General features: G+C 41.1%; 18 protein-coding genes and 2 tRNA genes. 8 read left to right on the forward strand and 12 right to left on the reverse strand.

The genetic code is table 11. From position 1 onward, the window contains the following. Positions 1 to 11: 11 nt before the first annotated feature. Together FRE64_RS13725 and FRE64_RS13730 are read right to left on the reverse strand one after the other, a co-directional pair. Positions 12 to 84: transfer RNA gene (locus FRE64_RS13725), tRNA-Glu, on the reverse strand. A gap of 90 nt (positions 85 to 174) precedes the next feature. Beyond that, entirely contained in the window at positions 175 to 771 is a 597-nt protein-coding gene (locus FRE64_RS13730; RefSeq protein WP_146296748.1) for an NYN domain-containing protein, read from the reverse strand. A gap of 147 nt (positions 772 to 918) precedes the next feature. Here FRE64_RS13730 and rpmB point away from each other — a divergent pair, with 147 nt between their 5' ends. The 3 genes from rpmB (at position 919) to FRE64_RS13745 (ending at position 5,211) form a co-directional block, all read left to right on the forward strand. Next, entirely contained in the window at positions 919 to 1,155 is a 237-nt protein-coding gene (gene rpmB, locus FRE64_RS13735) for a 50S ribosomal protein L28 (RefSeq protein WP_146296749.1), read from the forward strand. Positions 1,156 to 1,380: 225 nt separating this feature from the next. Next, positions 1,381 to 2,955 carry a rhomboid family intramembrane serine protease gene (locus tag FRE64_RS13740; protein ID WP_146296750.1) on the forward strand — a complete coding sequence of 525 codons (1,575 nt, stop codon included), beginning with the start codon at positions 1,381 to 1,383 and terminating at the stop codon, positions 2,953 to 2,955. A 3-nt stretch (positions 2,956 to 2,958) separates the two neighbouring features. Then, positions 2,959 to 5,211, forward strand: coding sequence for an ATP-dependent helicase (locus FRE64_RS13745; protein WP_146296751.1), 2,253 nt, complete (start codon positions 2,959 to 2,961; stop codon positions 5,209 to 5,211). On the opposite strand, the gene FRE64_RS13750 is transcribed toward FRE64_RS13745, so the two are convergent. Continuing rightward, positions 5,201 to 5,611, reverse strand: coding sequence for an MAPEG family protein (locus FRE64_RS13750; protein WP_146296752.1), 411 nt, complete (start codon positions 5,609 to 5,611; stop codon positions 5,201 to 5,203). The two genes, FRE64_RS13745 and FRE64_RS13750, sit on opposite strands and share 11 nt — an antisense overlap. 3 nt (positions 5,612 to 5,614) lie before the next feature. Next, positions 5,615 to 6,121: a DNA recombination-mediator protein A gene (locus FRE64_RS13755; protein ID WP_146296753.1), complete on the reverse strand. Its 507-nt coding sequence runs from the start codon at positions 6,119 to 6,121 to the stop codon at positions 5,615 to 5,617. Between the two features lie 131 nt (positions 6,122 to 6,252). Between FRE64_RS13755 and FRE64_RS13760 the strand changes: the two genes are divergently transcribed. Beyond that, positions 6,253 to 6,326: transfer RNA gene (locus FRE64_RS13760), tRNA-Val, on the forward strand. A gap of 364 nt (positions 6,327 to 6,690) precedes the next feature. Here the strand turns inward: FRE64_RS13760 and psb35 are convergent. Continuing rightward, on the reverse strand, positions 6,691 to 6,912 hold the full coding sequence (gene psb35 / locus FRE64_RS13765; RefSeq protein WP_146297370.1) for a photosystem II assembly protein Psb35: 222 nt from the start codon (positions 6,910 to 6,912) through the stop codon (positions 6,691 to 6,693). A 145-nt stretch (positions 6,913 to 7,057) separates the two neighbouring features. Next, a complete protein-coding gene (locus FRE64_RS13770; RefSeq protein ID WP_246140325.1) occupies positions 7,058 to 8,374 on the reverse strand; it encodes a sensor histidine kinase in 1,317 nt (438 codons plus the stop codon). 460 nt (positions 8,375 to 8,834) lie between these two features. On the opposite strand from FRE64_RS13770, the gene FRE64_RS13775 reads away from it, so the two are divergent. After that, positions 8,835 to 9,644, forward strand: coding sequence for a glycine/sarcosine N-methyltransferase (locus FRE64_RS13775; RefSeq protein ID WP_146296755.1), 810 nt, complete (start codon positions 8,835 to 8,837; stop codon positions 9,642 to 9,644). A gap of 58 nt (positions 9,645 to 9,702) precedes the next feature. Then, positions 9,703 to 10,536: a sarcosine/dimethylglycine N-methyltransferase gene (locus tag FRE64_RS13780; protein WP_146296756.1), complete on the forward strand. Its 834-nt coding sequence runs from the start codon at positions 9,703 to 9,705 to the stop codon at positions 10,534 to 10,536. Positions 10,537 to 10,597: 61 nt separating this feature from the next. Here FRE64_RS13780 and FRE64_RS13785 read toward each other — a convergent pair whose 3' ends face one another. Further along, complete coding sequence (locus tag FRE64_RS13785) at positions 10,598 to 11,482, reverse strand: serine hydrolase (RefSeq protein WP_146296757.1); 885 nt, start codon at positions 11,480 to 11,482, stop codon at positions 10,598 to 10,600. Between the two features lie 89 nt (positions 11,483 to 11,571). Beyond that, positions 11,572 to 12,000 (reverse strand): photosystem I reaction center subunit II PsaD, encoded by a 429-nt coding sequence (gene psaD / locus FRE64_RS13790; protein WP_146296758.1) that lies wholly within the window; start codon positions 11,998 to 12,000, stop codon positions 11,572 to 11,574. 119 nt (positions 12,001 to 12,119) lie between these two features. Here psaD and FRE64_RS13795 point away from each other — a divergent pair, with 119 nt between their 5' ends. Then, on the forward strand, positions 12,120 to 13,223 hold the full coding sequence (locus FRE64_RS13795; protein ID WP_146296759.1) for an acyl-CoA dehydrogenase: 1,104 nt from the start codon (positions 12,120 to 12,122) through the stop codon (positions 13,221 to 13,223). Then, the gene (locus FRE64_RS13800) at positions 13,216 to 14,070 is read left to right on the forward strand and encodes a sugar kinase (RefSeq protein ID WP_146296760.1); all 855 of its coding nucleotides are present in this window, start codon (positions 13,216 to 13,218) and stop codon (positions 14,068 to 14,070) included. Before FRE64_RS13795 ends, FRE64_RS13800 begins: the two co-directional genes overlap by 8 nt. Here the strand turns inward: FRE64_RS13800 and FRE64_RS13805 are convergent. From FRE64_RS13805 to murC, 4 genes are all read right to left on the reverse strand, one after another. Next, entirely contained in the window at positions 14,067 to 14,957 is an 891-nt protein-coding gene (locus FRE64_RS13805) for a PhzF family phenazine biosynthesis protein (RefSeq protein WP_146296761.1), read from the reverse strand. The genes FRE64_RS13800 and FRE64_RS13805 overlap by 4 nt on opposite strands. Before the next feature lie 73 nt (positions 14,958 to 15,030). Then, complete coding sequence (locus tag FRE64_RS13810) at positions 15,031 to 15,384, reverse strand: YbaB/EbfC family nucleoid-associated protein (protein ID WP_146296762.1); 354 nt, start codon at positions 15,382 to 15,384, stop codon at positions 15,031 to 15,033. A gap of 32 nt (positions 15,385 to 15,416) precedes the next feature. Beyond that, a complete protein-coding gene (murB, locus tag FRE64_RS13815; RefSeq protein ID WP_146296763.1) occupies positions 15,417 to 16,316 on the reverse strand; it encodes a UDP-N-acetylmuramate dehydrogenase in 900 nt (299 codons plus the stop codon). Next, positions 16,313 to 17,734 (reverse strand): UDP-N-acetylmuramate--L-alanine ligase, encoded by a 1,422-nt coding sequence (gene murC / locus FRE64_RS13820; protein WP_146296764.1) that lies wholly within the window; start codon positions 17,732 to 17,734, stop codon positions 16,313 to 16,315. Before murC ends, murB begins: the two co-directional genes overlap by 4 nt. Positions 17,735 to 17,737 lie beyond the last annotated feature (3 nt).

The following is a 17,737-nucleotide window of genomic DNA, read 5'->3' on the forward strand; positions in this document are numbered from 1 at the left end:
CCTTTTTATAGTACCCCCAAGGGAATTCGAATCCCTGTCGCCTCCGTGAAAGGGAGGTGTCCTAGGCCTCTAGACGATGGGGGCTTGTTTTTCAGTCCTTTATTAATGTAACTTACGTTTCTAGGACTGTCAACAATTTTTGGAAAAAATCGGAAATTTTTTTTGTAAATCGGGCTAAGACGAGCCGTGACGCAGTTTTGACAACTGTTCTTGAGCTTTAGCATCTAAACTATTGAATAAAAAACGACCTTGAGGACGATTGCGCGATTGACCTGAAGAGTTACTAAATCTTCGGTTGGATCGGGGTTTATTTTTGCTGTGACGTTTAGTCTGACCTCTTGCCAGCCTTAAGTCATTTTCTAACTGTTTTGCTGAACGCCACTGCGCCCCATATCCAGAAACCGTTAGCTGTTGCGCTCGATCTGAGGTGGCTACAATGATACGTTGACCAGCAATTCTACCGCGACGAAAATTATGAGCGCAAAACTTTTCAATAAAAGTATCTGCGGTTTCTCCATAAGCGGTGTAGTAAACAGACAGATGCTTAGTGGGGGTTTCACAGAGTTTGGGAGTAGCTTGTAAATGAGCATCAAACACCACTTTTGCTTCATAACCCTGACTGGCTGTGTAGTTGATTAAAACCTCCACCAGTTGATGACGGGCAGCTTCTAAATCGCGATCGCGCAGAGATTTGAGATCTGGCCAAGCACCAATGATGTTATAACCATCCACTAAAAGAACGGGAGACGTTGAAGTTGTAGAAAAAGACATGGTTCTGCATTAATTTCATTCAAAGTACACATCGATTGAAAACTATCATCGTATGTTCACAATGATAATCTGAATTGAATTGAGATGTCTCTATCTTTCAGCTTGGTATGATGGAGAACGGACTCTTTTTTTTGAGGTAACTAGATTATGACTCGTCGTTGTCAACTCACAGGCAAAAAAGCCAATAACGCTTTCGCAATTTCTCACTCCCACCGCCGTAGCAAAAAGTTACAGCAAGTTAACTTACATACTAAGCGCGTCTGGTGGCCAGAAGGAAACCGTTGGGTAAAACTCACCCTTTCTACGAAAGCCATTAAAACCCTCCAGAAGAAGGGGTTACAAAAAATGGCAAATGAAGCAGGACTTGACCTTAATAAGGTATAGTTCTTGTTCTTTAAGGCTACTCGCAATTTGTCCTGAGACCTTACCTTCTTGTCTGCGAGTAGTCTTTACAGTATTTCTTAGTCTGATAAAAAGTACAAAAACGAAGCTGGAAAGGGCTTTTGTCTCCCCCTCTCCCTATCTCCCCATCTTCCCACTTGAGGGGAATTTCAGTAGAATAAAACGACCCTGCCTTAACCCCCAACCACCCCAATCACAAATCATTCCATGGATATTAATATTATCTTGCTTTGGCTAGTCACAATTTCTTGTGTCTCTCTCGCGTTGCGAGTGCTGCTTTCCCGTCGAAATTGGGGGTGGCTAGTGACAGCAAGTTTAATTTTAGTGGTTATGGGAAGTGTTTATTCCATTTTTCCCTCGCAAGCAGGAATTATTGGTGGAATTTTATGGTTATTATTTATTCTTATTCCTGTTATTGGTTTAAGACAAGTTAACCATTTAGTCTATCAAGAACGTTTCCGAAAAGCAAGACGAATTGCAACTGTTTTATCTTGGTTACATCCGGGGGATGGCTGGTGGGAACAACCGAAATTTTTATTAGCCCTAGAATTAGCAAAAAAAGGCGAAACTGATACCGCAAAATATCGTTTAGAAAACTATTTTAATCATTCTAGTTATAACTTTGAACTAACAGCAAAGGCGATTCAATTTCGCATGGAAGCCCGTTGGGAAGACTGTTTACATTGGTTACGAACAGAAGTCCCTGACTCTATAATTTGGGAAAATTCTAATTTAGTCATCACTTATTTGCAAGCTTTAGGGGAAGTGGGCGATATTAATGGCTTAATTTGGACAATTAAAGCGCATCAACAACAATTAGAATATTTAGGAGATTCAATTCCTATTAATTTAGCTCGTTTATATGTCTTTGCGTTTTCAGGGGATGTCAGAACTGTTAATAAATTGTGCCAAACCAGCTTAAACTTTTACCCTAAAAATCGCCAGAAATTTTGGTTAGCCACAGCTTATTTAGCGCAAGGAGATGAAGAAAAAGGACGTAATTTATTATTATCAATTTCAGAAAAAGATATCAGCCTTGAAAATAGTATTAACCAAAGATTAAATAAACCCATTGCAAGAGCGATTGATAGTTTAACTGCAGAATCAGTTGTACTTTTAGAAAGAATCAAAAAGAATTTTAAACAAGAAATAAACTATAAGGGGGCAATTAGTATTACCCCAACTAAAGCTTATACTACTTATTTTATAATGGCAATTAATATCATCATATTTATGGTTGCTATCCCTTTAGGGGGAAGTGCTAATGTGGAAACTCTTTATCATTTGGGGGCCGCTGTTCCAGAAGAGATTGCTTCAGGAGAACCTTGGCGAGTTTTTACAGCTAATTTTCTTCATTTTGGTTATACCCATTTGGTTAGTAATTTATTAGGATTATGGATTCTTGGCCCCTATGTAGAATTTTATTTGGGATGGCTTCGTTATCTCCTAATTTATTTATTAAGTGGTGTGGGTGCAATTTCTCTCTTTGCATTGTTTGCCATTATGGTAGGACGAGAAGAAGATATTTTAGTGGGTGCTTCCGCTGCTATTATGGGGTTAATGGGGGCAACGTTTATTATTTTATTGCGCGGTTGGATACAAGAAAAATCATCAATTGCTCAAGAACGATTGCGCTTAGTTATTCTGATTATTGCCTTACAAGTAATGTTTGATTTTACAGTTCCGAATGTTAGTTTCTTCGGTCATACGGCTGGTTTGATTTTAGGAATGTTATTAACCAGTCTTACGTTATTGGTTACGAAGAGAAAATCCACAATTTAAGTAATGGAAGAAGATCAATTAATTGCCTTAAGAAATAGTTTACGCCGCGGACAACAACCCTTAGCAGATTGGAATGGGGGAAAATTAGCCGTTTCTGCGGTTCCCGGTTCTGGAAAGTCAACGGGAATGGCAATTGGAGCGGCGATCGCGCTGGCTCGTCATCATCTTACCCCAAAACAACAGTTAATTGTCGTGACCTTTACACGGGCAGCTGCTAGCAGTATTAAAAACAAAATCAAAGAGAAGTTAAATCAGTTAGGCTATCCATCCCGTGGGTTTACAGTGCAGACTCTCCATGGGTTAGCCCTCAATATTGCCTCTCGTTACCCGCAACTGTCAGGTTTAGACTCAGAAACCACGACCTTAGTCAGTCCGAATCAAAATCATCGCTTAATTCGAGAAACAGTAGAAACATGGATGAGTCGTTATCCCAACTATTATCAAACCTTACTCTATGGGGTGTCCTTTGATGGCGAAGAAACGGAACGCTTACGCCGCCAATTGGTATTACGTCGGGATATTTTACCAAAGTTGACTCGCACAACGGTTCAAGAGGCAAAAAGTTCAGGATTATCTGTAGAAGCCTTATGGGAACTAAGTCGAGACAGTCAGGATACTTATAACATTTTAGGGATTACCGCAGGCTTATATGAATGCTATCAAGAAATCGCGCGATCGCGCAGTTTAATCGACTATGATGATATGATTCTCGGGGCCTTACGAGTGTTAGAACATCCCGAGATTGCTGCCGAATTACAATCCCAAGTTTATGGGGTTTTTGAAGATGAAGCCCAAGACTCCACCCCTCTACAAGCCGAACTTCTGGAAATTCTCGCCCGTCATCCTCACTCTGATCTTCCCCCGAATTTAGTCCGTGTCGGCGATCCCAATCAAGCCATCAACTCCACCTTTACCCCTGCTGATCCCCTTTACTTTCGAGACTTTTGTAACAGTTGTCAAGAAGAAAACTTACTTGCAGAGATGGATCAAGCAGGACGCAGTAGCCAAATTATTATTGATGCAGCAAACTTTTTTCTCCATTGGGGAAATCAAAGCCATCCTCGGGAACTCCCCTTTCGTGAGCAAAATATCCATCCTGTTCCTGAAAATGATCCCCAACCTGAAGCGAATCCCTCTCCCACAGGAGACGGTTTAGAAATTTATACGCCAAAAGACATTTATCAAACTGTTGAGTGGATGGGAAATCGCTTACAAAACCTACTGCAAGCTAATCCTGAACACAATGCTGCCATTCTGGTGCGTAATAACCGTCAAGGTAGCTTTCTCGCCCAAAGTCTCAATTATCTACAACGAGAGCATAATATTGCTGTCTTTGAAGTTAGCCAACAGGAACGTTCCTCCTATATCCCCAATGAAACTTTAAACCTTCTGCAATTTCTCAATCGTCCTCATTCCCCAGAATATACTAAAGCAGCTCTAGAGGTTTTAACTCAACGCAATTTAATTCCCAAACAAGATATTAATGCCCTTGCCAGTTCCCCTGAACAATTCTTGTATCCCACTGTCTTAGATTTCCCTCAGAGTCAAGCCGTGCAACAGGCGAGTTACTATTGTCGCAGTCTTCTTCAAGCCCGAATTGAGTTGCCCACTTATCAGTTAATTTCCTTTCTTGGCTTAACGCTTAATTATAGTGCGTCGGAATTAGCAACCAGTCAAAAGTTAGCTGATCGTATTAAACAAGAAATTCCGACAGGGGGGAGTTCTTTAATGCAGATTATTGAAACCTTACGAGATATTATTGACTCCGAACAATTTCAAGGCATCGAGGAAAGCGAAGATGATCTGTATATTAAAAAGGGACAAGTGACGATTATTACCATGCACAAAGCGAAGGGATTAGATTGGGATTATGTGTTTATTCCCTTCCTGCACAGAGATAATATTCCCGGACAACAGCGCGTTCCCATTTCCAGCAAATTTATTGGCGATTTTACCTTATCAGAAGTCGCGCGATCGCAGATTCGCAATATTGTTCATAGCCAGTATCGTCAAGAACCGATCCAGCTTTCCCAACCTACCACCGCTTGGCAAAAAGCGGGAGAACTCCAAACAGCAGAAGAATATCGGTTATTTTATGTTGCCATGACTCGGGCAAAACGCCTTCTCTGGTTAGCGGCGGCAGAACAAGCCCCCTTTAGCTGGAATCGCTTTAATCTGAAAGGAGGTAATTCCCTACAAAAAAGAGACCCTTCCCCTTTCCTTCTCCCTCTGAAAAAACAATTTGCTAGGAGTTAACCGCAATGACGCTTAAAGCGTATAATGTCCAAATACTTAAAGACCCCAAAGCAAACATTAAAGATCGCGCTGAAGCAATATCAAGAATATAAAAAATTGGATATAAAAATCGCGCCACCAAATAAAGAATGACCGCCCAAAACGCCCAAGGCGAATTAACCCCAGTTACATAAGCCATAATGGCAGCAGGGGCATAAATAATAAAAGATTCAAAAGCATTTTGATGCGCCCATGTCGCTCGTTTTGCGAAAGGAGGCAATTTCTCTAACATAGTGCGAGGGGCTTTATAATCATACCCCACCTGCAAACGCCCCCAGCCCACTGCCAAAAATGGCACATAGACCAAGATCGCCCCTGCAACCAAAGAATACACCAACACTGCTGAAATTGAAGTATCCATCACTTAATCAAAATAGAATAAGGTAACTAATTTACGATCTTCTTCTGCTTCCTCGCAGGTTTTCAGCAGCGTATGGCTATCATGGAAAGCAAAACAAATCAGCTGTTGACAGCGCGATATAATTTCCCGATTACACAGAGCACTCGCTTCTGCTAAGGAAAGCTCATCTTGTTCATCATTTTCTACGAGATGAATCACTTGGGCTAGTTGCTCTTGGGATTCTTTCGGTTGCTGTTTGAGACTTTGGGGCAAAATCACGGTTAAAAGGTTGGGATCCCCTCGCATTGCCCCTTTTATCACAGCAGAATTTGTCCCTGTTGCCCCTGAGGTAACGAGACGATTTCCGCCTAATACAAGGGCATAACTCATCATTTCAATCAGTTGCTGATGAGTAATCGGAACATGACGTGACCCAAGAATCGCAATTCGTTTTGAACCAGTTTGCTGGATTGCAGCCAGTTCTTGGGTGAGGGTATCAAGTTGGATGGATTCGGTAGTCGATTGAGTCAAAGACGCTTACACTTGCCTAGGTTGACCCCTCCTATATTATCAAACTTAGGGAAATCTGATGCTAAAATTTTTACAAATCTCTGAAATGATTGCCACTTCTTTAAGGATAATGTTATATTTGTCAGGTGCTAGGACGTATAGCTCAGTTGGTTAGAGCGCTACGTTGACATCGTAGAGGTCACTGGTTCGAGTCCAGTTACGTCCACTTTATTTTCTGGATAATTGATGTTTTTGTTGTACAGTGACAAATTATTTGACATCGGTGACAGATTACTGTCGTCTTAAGGAATTGCTTGTCACTAATCATTACTCTGTTAAAGGACATGAATTAACGGCAGTTCGATGTAAGCAGGGTCGTTTCATCCTCCTGAAATTCCCCTCAGGTGGGGAGATGGGGAGACAAAATCCTCCTCCAACTTTTTCTTCCTAAAAGCTAAAATCAGAAAAAATAATCGCGATTCCCACTCTGTAAGGATTTTACGCGATTACTTTCATTTTTAACCCCGAGAATGAAACAGCCCTAGCTTAGAAGGAAAGGGGATCAATTAATGTGCTAGTTAGAGTAGTCATCACTGATTTTGATCAGATTCTTCCTCATTTTGTTTTTTTACTTCGGGAACCCAGTTAGGACGTTCTTGTCCTTCCCAACCAGCAGGGCGTTTTGAGTTATACCAAGCAATTGAACCAATAGTAACAGCTGCAATAAATCCGATAATATAAACAGCCGTAAAGGAAATAGGTAAACCGCCACCCGCTTCTGTGGCTGCTTCTGCTTGCATCAATATATTCATCATTTTTTTAATCTCCTAATTCTATTAAAAAGAATCTTACCAAATCTTGAAAGCAGATTAGTCTATCTTCAGTACAATTTAAGCAGTTATGGAACCACGACTTATAGTGTATTTACTATGTTAGATATTTTGGGTAGTAAATCTCTTAATGATTAATAATACTCACAGGAAGAAATACTGTTAAAACCTCTCCTGCTTCTGCTCGTTGACGCACTGTTAGCTTTCCTCCTAAGGCTTGAAAAAGATTTTTCGTCACATCCAGATTAAGGCTAAGATTTCCGGTTTCTGGTTGTAAGGTCAATAGTTGACCAATCGACCTTTCTTGCTTTTTACTTCTAAAACTTTCTTGAAGATTTTGAGAGAGTAATTGCAGTTTAATTTGATTTCCAGCCGTTCTTACGTGTACTTGAAACTTTCCATTGCTGGAAATACGACCCGTAAAGTTTTCCATTAATCCTGTTAAAACCTGTGTCAATAATTCAGGATTAGTAATTACTGTGGGTAATTTTTCAGGAAGAAGAACCTCTAAATCAACATTACGCCGTTTGGCTTGTTTTTTCCAGTAGGGAATACTTTGAGTAAATAAATCTTTTAACGGAATTGAGGTTAAATTAACGCTTGATTCTGTTTTTTGCTTCCCTTCTAGTTCCGTTGCTTGGAAAATTAATTCCATGCGGTTAATTTGTTCAGTGCATTCTTGATCGATCACTCGCAATCGTTTTAGTACCTCAGGCTCTAAGTCCTTTCGTTTCAGTAATAATCGCGTTAGCATCCTAATGGTAGTAAGAGGAGTTCTAACTTCATGGGTGAGAGCTTGTAGCAGTTCTATGTCTGAGGTTTCTTGGCGTAAATCTTCGTTACTAGGAAGGTGATTGAGTAACTGACGGCTGAACTGAGTTACCGTACGGTAGTCTGGGGAACAAATTGGGAACTGTTCTCGTTGTTGCTCAATGGTGACAAGTTTTTCAGGATAATGATTCTGTAAGCGCGATCGCAGTGTTAGCCAAGCCTTTTGGGTAGCTTCTGGATCAAAGGAAAAATCAAAATAAGAATTTCCTTCTTCGGTTACAGTTAGCACCATTAATAGAGAAAATTCAGGCGTAAAAAGCAAGCAGAACTGCTCATGAGAATTATTACTAGGGAGAGAGATTTCTTTCACTTGCGCGGAAGAATGATCTCCGGGTGTGAGAGTTAGCCCTGATAACGTGTTGCCGTTTTGATGAGAGTAGCCTGGGGTAAAAGCTACTGTCGTCAAATTGGGATTGATTTGTGAAAAATCAACCATAAGTGCAGGGCTAGATAAAATTAATCCCTTCTTTATTGGGGTTACTAACTCCTGCAATGCCGCGATCGCGCCATACCATTCTCGCCATCCTTTCCAGCGATCGCGTTTCTCTGTCATAGAAGATTCGTTTATCCCAATAATTTGGCTTAATCCTGGCAACTGCTGAACTTTCACCACTTGCCCCCCTTATTCTCTTATTTTTAGCTACTAGACCTAATCATAACGATTTCGTTAGGTGTAATCGTAGTGGTAAAACCGAACCCATCAGTGGCAATTTCCTCTCATTTTCTAATTTATCCCCCGATTGATTTTGATTTTTTTTCTTTGACCCCTAGACAGAAACGCCAATAAACGATTCAATATAAAAAGTTACCAATGTAGCTAGATTGTAAAATGACATTTGTACATTGGGGAGGCTATGTCAATTAAACAATATCTTCCCAAGTCGTCAAAAAACAGAGCCTAAAACCTTATCAAGAGTGAAACAAAACACAAATTTCTTAGGAAAAAAATCAATAACAACTCTCCAAATCATGTTCTACTAAAAACTGATCAGGGGAGTGGAAGGGATTTCAGTTTCCTGAGGAATGAAGGCTCAACTGGTTAAACAGAATCAAAAACTATCTAGAAAAAAATTATGGCTATTCAAGAAAAAAAAGTCCAAGATTACGGTGATAATCCCATTGAAGTTCGTGATAGTGACCATTATCAAAACGAATATGTAGAAGGATTTGTTGAAAAATGGGATGAACTAATCAACTGGCAAGCTCGCTCTAGTAGTGAAGGAGATTTCTTCATTAAAACCCTCAGAGAACATGGTGCAGAGCGTGTTCTAGATGCTGCCACCGGAACAGGCTTCCACTCCATCCGTTTGATTGAAGCCGGTTTTAATGTGGCAAGTGTTGATGGTAGCGTTGAGATGCTCGTTAAGGCTTTTGAAAACGCCACTCGTAAAGAGCAAATTTTACGCACTGTCCATGCTGACTGGCGTTGGCTAACTCGCGATGTTCAAGAAAGATTTGATGCCATTGTTTGTTTAGGAAACTCCTTTACTCATCTTTTCTCTGAGAAAGACCGTCGTAAAACCCTCGCTGAATTTTATGCGGCTTTAAAACATGACGGAATTTTGATTTTAGACCAACGCAACTATGACCTCATCTTAGATGAAGGCTTCAAAACCAAGCACACCTACTACTATTGTGGGGACAATGTGCAAGCTGAACCTGAGCATGTTGATGACGGGTTAGCTCGTTTCCGTTATCAATTCCCAGATGAATCAGTCTATCACCTGAATATGTTCCCCTTACGGAAAGACTATGTTCGTCGTCTCTTACACGAAGTCGGTTTCCAAGAGGTAACCACTTATGGAGACTTCCAAGAAACCTATCATCAAGATGATCCTGACTTCTTTATTCACGTTGCGAAAAAAGAATTTCATGAAGATTAAGGAAAACTTCCTGAGTCAAATCATTGCAACTGAAGAACGTTTACGAGGTTAATATTTCATGACTAAAGCAGACGCAGTCGCTCAACAAGCACAAGACTATTACGATAGCAATAGTGCCGACGGCTTCTACTATCGCATTTGGGGAGGAGAAGACCTCCACATCGGGATGTATAATACCCCTGATGAACCAATTTATGATGCCAGTGTCCGTACTGTTGCCCGCATTTGCAGTAAAATTAGTAATTGGCCCGCAGGCACTAAGGTACTTGATCTTGGGGCAGGTTATGGTGGCTCCGCTCGTTATATGGCAAAGCATCATGGCTTTGTGGTTGATTGCATTAATATCAGTTTGGTACAAAACGAGCGCAATCGCCAGAAAAACAAAGAACAAGGACTAGCAGATAAAATTCGGGTCTTTGATGGCAGTTTTGAAGAGTTGCCCTTTGAAAATAATAGTTATGACGTTCTGTGGTCACAGGATTCGATTCTCCACAGTGGCAACCGTCGTAAGGTCATCGAAGAAGCTGATCGCGTTCTTAAGTCTGGTGGAGATTTTGTTTTCACTGATCCCATGCAGACGGATAATTGCCCTGAAGGGGTGTTAGAGCCAGTTTTAGAGCGGATTCACCTTGATAGCTTAGGGTCAGTCAGTTTCTATCGCCAAGTAGCAGAAGAAATGGGCTGGGAATTTGTAGAGTTTGATGAGCAAACTCACCAGCTAGTTAACCACTACAGCCGTGTCTTACAAGAGTTGGAAGCTCATTATGACCAACTGCAGCCTGAATGTTCTAAGGAATATTTAGATCGGATGAAAGTGGGCTTAAACCACTGGATTAATGCAGGTAAGAGTGGTTATATGGCTTGGGGAATTCTCAAGTTCCATAAACCCTAGTTAGCTCGCCACTAATCCAATTTTGAGATCCTCTTCCTTTGTTTGGAAGGGGATTTTTTGATTACTGGTTTCTCATGGCTTCTAAAAATTGCTGAGAGATAAACGGTAATAACGCCCGATTTGGGGAAGAAGTGGGACGTTCTGTAAAGACAACTAGCAGATAAGGGGGACAGTTGGGAAGTTTAATATAAGCGCTATCATGTCGCACTTGACTCATCCACCCTGCTTTTGAGTATAAAGTAGCCTCTTTGGGAAGAACCTCTCCTAAAAAGCCTGTAATTTGATTTTCTTCTCCAATGTCGCTTAAAGAAGGAGGAGGCAGCGATCGCGCTAGTAATCCTTTCATATAGTGAGAAGCCTCAACAGAAACTGCCTTATCGCTAATAATTTCATGAAATAGCCTTGCCACAGCTTTAGTCGTCAGTTGATTACGATTTTCTAAAAATTCTCCCACAAACGCCCTTTCTCGCCCATAAGGGCCATCTCCCCAAGTTTTTTGATTGACATTAATCCCTTCTAACTCTTGCCAACGTAGCGATTGGAAATAGCGATTCACTAAGTTTCGTTGCGATTGCCAAGTGAGAAAAGCATTACGTGATAATTCTGGCCCACTGGTAGTTCCTGTTAAGCTATCCACGACTAAACTTGTGGCATCATTACTAGAGTCAATAATCATATCAGAAATGGCCCGATCTAGCTCGGAAGATTTGGCGACAAGCCCTCGTTTCAACCACTCTAATACTGCCACTAAATAAAATAGTTTTACCAAACTCGCCGGATAACATAAGTGATTTCCTCGATAACTTGCCCCTCGTAGCGGCGTGTCATAGATTAACCAAGTTAAGGCAATTTGATTCTTCTCCAATTCTGGAAACTGTTGCCAAACCTGCTTTAAGATTTCCAAGACAATCCCTTGCAGTTGTTTATCTTCCTGATAGAAGGGCATAATTAGCGATTGAGTTCTCTTGATTGTTCATGAAAAAAAACTCCCCACAAAAGTGGGGAAGCTGTGGTTAAAAAGAGATTTTTTGTAAATTAAACTTCGTAAGGTTCTTTTCCAGAGAATTTCACGGTCGCAGGATCAGGATTTTTACCGATTTTGCGATCGATTTTGCCCACGTAAGGACGACCTTCATTGACATTTTCAGGGAATACTCCGTCTTTAGGATGGAGATATTCTAATTCCCCATTGGGATAAATGCGATAAATTTTGAAATCCTCGATTTTAGGCTTAAATTTGGTTCGTAATTGCGTTCCCAAAGCGAGGCACTGTTCTTTACGGGCAAAATAGAAGACATTTTCCCCTTCGCGCATAATAGCAGCCCCACCTGTGGGCATTTCAAACGCTTGTTCTTTATCACTAGTCCAAGTGATGCCGTATTTTTCTTCGGTGTCGGCAGCAGTTAATAAGCCGCCGGTGCTTCCGCCAAATATAGGAGTTTGTCCAGAGAGTAATTCATTCATAGTCAGTTTTTTTTTCTAAAATGATGACATTTATTGGAATGCTATCACGCCTAGGGCGTGGGTTTTAGTAGTTTTGTCAAGAACTGTTACAATTTTGGCAGTTCCCATTAAGCAATTTTATGAAATTGTCCTCCCCAGAAAATCAAGCTGAAACTGCTGTTACTTCTTCCTTACAAGCGTTCTTAGAAACAGATATTGCCCCAAAAGCAAACCGCCTTGATACTGATACAATTGCGTTACAAAGAGCCTTATCCCAATTGAATCAATTTCAGTTTTTGGGCTTACGAGTTCCCAAAGTGTATGGAGGCTTAGAAGCAAGTTTATTAACGTTTCGGCAAGTGCAAGCCTTAATTCCTCGTTACTCGGGAGCATTTGCCTTTCTACAAACCCAACATCAAAGTGCTGCCTCTCTACTTGCTAACAGTGAGAATCAAGTTTTAAAAGAGCGTTATCTTCCTGCTATGGCAAAGGGAGAAACCTTGATGGGGGTGGGTTTTTCGCAATTGCGACGCACTCATAATCCCCCTCTAACAGCAATACCAGTAGAAGGAGGGTATCAACTTGCGGGGAAAGTACCTTGGATTACCGGTTATGGCTATTTCCAGTATTTTATTATTGGGGCAACTTTACCAGATGGAAAAGCCCTTTATGGGGTAGTTCCCTTGATCCCGACTCCTCAACCAGAAGGGGGAAACCTGGAATTTTCCTCCCCGATGCAGTTATCTGTCATGAATGCTACCAATACCGTAGCCGCAACCGTAGAGAATTGGTTTTTAAGTGAGGAGGAAGTGCTATTTATTAAGCCTGCAAACGCCATTCATGATAGTGACAAGAAAAATGTCTTACACCATGGTTTTTATGCTTTAGGATGTGCGCGAGCGGGGTTAGATATTCTAGAAAATAATGCGGGGAAAAAGGAGTTACCTTTTCTAGAAGAAAGTCATCAAACCTTAGCACAAAAGCATCAGTCTCTCTCAGAAGCTATGTTTGCCGCGCTTCCCCCCACAGAAACTTCTTTTCAATATCGTCTGAGTTTACGAGTAAAAGCGATTCATTTAGCCCAACGTTGCGCCCATGCTGCGGTGATTTCCTCTAGTGGGGCGGCAAATGCTCAAAGTCATCCTGCACAACGGGTTTATCGCGAGGCGTTATTATTTTCGGTTTCTGGTCAAACTAAGGCAGTAATGGAAGCAAGTTTGAATACAATCGCAGATTATGTCTAAATGTGGTTTATTTGTTGGAATTACTACCCTAGATTTAATTTATCTTGCCCCCTATTTTCCGCATCCCAATGAAAAGCTGAGGGCTATTGATAGTACAATTTCTGCAGGGGGTCCGGCAACTAATGCCAGTGTTACTTTTAGTGTGTTGGGCAATCAGGCGCGGTTGTTATCAGTGTTGGGCAAACATCCGATTACCAATTTAATTCGCACTGATTTAGAGAATTATCAAATTGAGCATCGAGATTTACAACCCTCATGGGCAAATAGTCCCCCCACCTCTTCTATTATTGTTACGCAAAATCATGCCGATCGCGCGGTTATTTCTTTAAATGCTACTCGCTGTCAGGCGGAGATTAATCAGATTCCTGATGATGCTTTAAGTCATGTTGATCTAGTTTTAATTGATGGGCATCAAATGGCAGTAGGAAGCGCGATCGCGCAACAAGCCCATGCTAAAAATATTCCCATTATTATTGATGGAGGAAGCTGGAAAGAGGGGTGGGAAAGCATTTTACCCGTTACTCAATATGCCATTTGTTCGGCTAATTTTTATCCGCCAAACTGTAATACTCAAACGGAAGTTTTTCAATACTTAAAAGAGACTGGCATCCCCTATATTGCTATTACTCAAGGAGAAAAGCCGATTTTATATCAAACTCCTGAAACCCAAGGAGAAATCGCCGTTCCTCAGATTACGGCTAAAGATACTCTGGGGGCGGGAGATATTTTTCATGGTGCATTTTGCCACTATATTCTACAACAAGAATTTACCGCTGCTCTTAGTAACGCCGCGAAAATTGCCGCCGAATCTTGTACCCATTTTGGGACGAGAAACTGGATTAATTAAGAATTCAAAAAAGACCCTTGAGCGATTAATTTAACTTTTCCACCAATTTCAATTTGACTGGGATTTGCTTTTAAGAATAATCGGGAAGGGCGATTAATTTCATAGCCTTGTTCTACTTTGACAGTTAAATTTCCTTTTTGATTAAGAAAACTTTGATTTGAGACTAAATAAGCAGCTAAACACCCGTTAGCACTTCCTGTAGCTGGATCTTCAGGAATCCCTAAATAATCTGCAAAAACTCGCACACACAGATCATTCTCTTCCGAATAAGTTTCTGGGCAGAAAACCAGAATACTTTTTGCTTGTAGGGAAGCAATTAATTGATAATAGGCTTCTAAATTAACTTTAATTTTTTTGAGAGTTTCTAAACTATTAATAGGAACCACTAAAAAATAAATACCAGTTGATACTTCCTGAATCGGTAAATTAGGATTAATTTCTTCTGGAGTAATATTTAAAACCGAAGCAACTGTCTCTGCTGAAACTCTTTCCCCAAATTCAGGTTGATTTTGTAACATCCAAAAAATGGGGTCGTCTTCAGCGCTAACTTCGCATCGTACTGGAATTTTCCCAACATTTAAACTTAGTGTAATTGCCTGATTTTCCGCTGTTTTTGCTTGCAAAAATTCACGAATAATAAAAGCAGTTCCTAATGTAGGATGTCCTGCAAAAGGAAGTTCTTGATTAGGAGTAAAAATACGAACCTTATAGGCTTGATCTCGATCTGGCTCAGGATTAATAAATGTAGTTTCGGAAAAGTTAATTTCCTTGGCAAAGTCTTGCATTTGACTAGCTGTCATTTCTCTAGCATCAGAAAAAACAGCCAGCTGATTGCCAGTATATTTCTCAACGGCAAAAACATCTACGATATAAAATGGATACACCATAATTCTGGGTCATTAGTCATTTTTGATACATCTACTGCTAATTTTCCCCAGATCCCCCTCACCTGATTAGAAACTACATCCCCGGTAATTGCAGTCCGCTGGTTAAAGCCTCCATTTTCTCGCGCATGGTTGCAGTTGACTTATTATAGGCATCTTTAACTGCTTCTGTGACAAGTTCAGAAAGTTCCGCAGCATCTTTTTGTGCAGCTTCAGGAGAAATTTCTACATTGCGAGGCTCTTGATTACCGCTCATAATTACTTTCACGGTACCATCACTACTTTGCCCCTCAATGTCCATTTCTTCCAACTCTTGCTGGAGTTCTTGTGCCCCTTGTTGAACTTGTTGGGCTTTAGCAAAGGCTTCTTTAAGCTCCTTCATTTTGCCTAAGCCAAAACCGAACCCTTTTCCTTCTTTTTCTTCTGCCATAATTAATAATTCCTTTTTTTGATCACTAAAGTTTAAAACTCACCCAATAGTTTAACTTCTGGGTGCAACAAAATTGACCATCTTTGTTCCACTTTTTCTTGGACGTGCTGAATTACATTGTAAATGTCTTGAGCTGTCGCTTGTCCTTGATTAAGGATAAAATTGGCGTGACGATGGGCAACTTGGGCATCTCCTACTTGAAAGCCTTTTAATCCGGCTTGTTCAATTAGCCAAGCGGCTGCTTTTTCTTGAGGATTACGAAACACACTGCCACAACTAGGTTTATCATAGGGCTGAGTAGTTCGCCGTTGATTGAGGTTAGCACGGGTTTGCTGTAAAATTTCCTCTCGGGAATAGCCGGGATGGAGTTGAAAAGTTCCCCCCATCACCCAACGGGGAGAGTGTTGTAAATCGGAAGTTCGATAGCAAAAGTTTAAGCTGTCTGGGGAAACCTCTTCTAAGGTGCCGTTAGGAGTGGCAAGAACCACCTTGACTAAAGCATTTTCCATAGAAGCCCCATGAGCACCAGCGTTCATCACCACCGAACCCCCTACTGTTCCCGGAATCCCCACTGCCCACTCTAATCCACTCCAACCTCGCTTTGCTGCTTTCCAAGCTACAGTTGCTAAGGGGGTTCCTGCAGAAGCAGTAATTTGAGCAGTTTCTTCATTAATTTCTAAATTGCGAAAATGACGGGCACTAATGACGAGCCCAGATAAACCGCGATCGCTGATTAGTAAGTTAGAACCGCCCCCTAAAAAGGTCACAGCTAACTGTTCCTGCTTTGCCCACTGTAAGCTATCTTGTAACTGTTCGGTTGTTTTTGGTTCAACGTACCATTGCGCTCTTCCACCTACTCGTAAAGAGGTATGAGAGGCTAAGGAAACATTGGACTGGAGACAGCAGTTAGTTTCAGGAAGATAGAGAGTCATGCTACTTTTGTTGTTGCTAACTTTGCCATAGTTTGAGGAATCATTTGATTAAGATTGCCAGCCCCAAGGAAAAGGGCAATATCGCCGCTGGATAATAAGTTTTCAAGATGTTTAGGAATTGTCCCTACATCTTGATGATAGATAACTTCTGGGTGATGTTGAGCAATTTTTTGGGCAAGAGTTTCCCCTGTTAGACCATTAGAAGTCTCACCAGCGCTATAAATATCAGTAACCACCACAACATCGGCTTGTTCAAAAGCGGTGGCAAACTCAGCTAAAAAGGCTTCTGTGCGACTATAGCGATGGGGTTGAAAAATCGCCACCAAACGCTGAAAATTTGGACTCTCAAGGCGCAATTTTGCCCCAGCCAGAGTAGAACGAAGCTCACTGGGATGATGGGCATAGTCATCTACAAAGAGAATGCCATTTTCTTCGCCGTAAACTTCAAATCGCCGTTTTGCCCCAGAAAATTGCGCGATCGCGTTAGCAATTACCTTAAACTCTAACCCTAAATGACGCGCCACAGCAATCACTGCGAGAATATTACTTAAATTATGAGAGCCTAATAGTGTTGAGTTGATCTGACCAAGAGGCTGTCCTCGCTCCCAAACTGTAGCACTTGTTCCCTTGCCATGATAGTTAACATCGCTAACTGTATAATCAGCTTTCTTGCTATCATCAAGGCTATAAGTAATTTCTGGTTTTAGGCTTGTCTGAACCGTTTTACAATCAATACACCCAACTAATATTCCAGCTTTTTGGGCAAAGGCTTGAAAAATCTCCACCACTGCATCTAAACTTTGATAATGGTCTGGGTGATCTAATTCAATATTAGTTACGATCCCAATAGATGGATTTAATTTAATGAGTGTCCCATCAGATTCATCTGCCTCAGCGACTAAATAAGAACTGTCACCAGCGCGAGCATTGCCTTTCCAGGCTTCTACTTCCCCTCCCACCACTACCGTTGGATCAAGACCACTTTCGAGTAGCACATATCCTAATAAGCTACTGGTGGTTGTTTTACCATGAGTTCCTGCTACAGCAACACTTTCATAGTTTGCCACTAAACCGGCTAACACATCAGAGCGATGAAAAATTGGGCATCCCTTTGCTACCGCAGCTTGATATTCTTGATTCTCGGAGCGAATAGCTGTTGAACAGATCACTTGGGGAAGGGAATTAATGGGACTACTAGAAGAGGGTAAATTTTCTAAGTTTTGAGCTTCTTGAGAGTAAAAAATCGGGACTCCTAAGCCCTCTAAACGTTCTGTGATATGGCTAGAGCCGACATCTGAACCTGTTACTGGGAGTTGCTGTTTCGCCAAAATATAGGCGAGTGCTGACATCCCAATACCACCAATACCGATAAAATGAAAAGGCTTACCTTTAAAGTCAATTAAATTAGAGCAACTCATTAA

The sequence above is a fragment of the Euhalothece natronophila Z-M001 genome, from assembly GCF_007904085.1.
GTDB lineage: Bacteria > Cyanobacteriota > Cyanobacteriia > Cyanobacteriales > Rubidibacteraceae > Halothece > Halothece natronophila.

Bases quoted from the DNA above. Each gene is read 5' to 3' on its own strand.
- FRE64_RS13730 (WP_146296748.1), bottom strand. From the start codon at position 771: ATGTCTTTTTCTACAACTTCAACGTCTCCCGTTCTTTTAGTGGATGGT.
- rpmB (WP_146296749.1), top strand. From the start codon at position 919: ATGACTCGTCGTTGTCAACTCACAGGCAAAAAAGCCAATAACGCTTTC.
- FRE64_RS13740 (WP_146296750.1), top strand. From the start codon at position 1,381: ATGGATATTAATATTATCTTGCTTTGGCTAGTCACAATTTCTTGTGTC.
- FRE64_RS13745 (WP_146296751.1), top strand. From the start codon at position 2,959: ATGGAAGAAGATCAATTAATTGCCTTAAGAAATAGTTTACGCCGCGGA.
- FRE64_RS13750 (WP_146296752.1), bottom strand. From the start codon at position 5,611: ATGGATACTTCAATTTCAGCAGTGTTGGTGTATTCTTTGGTTGCAGGG.
- psb35 (WP_146297370.1), bottom strand. From the start codon at position 6,912: ATGAATATATTGATGCAAGCAGAAGCAGCCACAGAAGCGGGTGGCGGT.
- FRE64_RS13775 (WP_146296755.1), top strand. From the start codon at position 8,835: ATGGCTATTCAAGAAAAAAAAGTCCAAGATTACGGTGATAATCCCATT.
- FRE64_RS13780 (WP_146296756.1), top strand. From the start codon at position 9,703: ATGACTAAAGCAGACGCAGTCGCTCAACAAGCACAAGACTATTACGAT.
- FRE64_RS13785 (WP_146296757.1), bottom strand. From the start codon at position 11,482: ATGCCCTTCTATCAGGAAGATAAACAACTGCAAGGGATTGTCTTGGAA.
- psaD (WP_146296758.1), bottom strand. From the start codon at position 12,000: ATGAATGAATTACTCTCTGGACAAACTCCTATATTTGGCGGAAGCACC.
- FRE64_RS13795 (WP_146296759.1), top strand. From the start codon at position 12,120: ATGAAATTGTCCTCCCCAGAAAATCAAGCTGAAACTGCTGTTACTTCT.
- FRE64_RS13800 (WP_146296760.1), top strand. From the start codon at position 13,216: ATGTCTAAATGTGGTTTATTTGTTGGAATTACTACCCTAGATTTAATT.
- FRE64_RS13805 (WP_146296761.1), bottom strand. From the start codon at position 14,957: ATGGTGTATCCATTTTATATCGTAGATGTTTTTGCCGTTGAGAAATAT.
- FRE64_RS13810 (WP_146296762.1), bottom strand. From the start codon at position 15,384: ATGGCAGAAGAAAAAGAAGGAAAAGGGTTCGGTTTTGGCTTAGGCAAA.
- murB (WP_146296763.1), bottom strand. From the start codon at position 16,316: ATGACTCTCTATCTTCCTGAAACTAACTGCTGTCTCCAGTCCAATGTT.
- murC (WP_146296764.1), bottom strand. From the start codon at position 17,734: ATGAGTTGCTCTAATTTAATTGACTTTAAAGGTAAGCCTTTTCATTTT.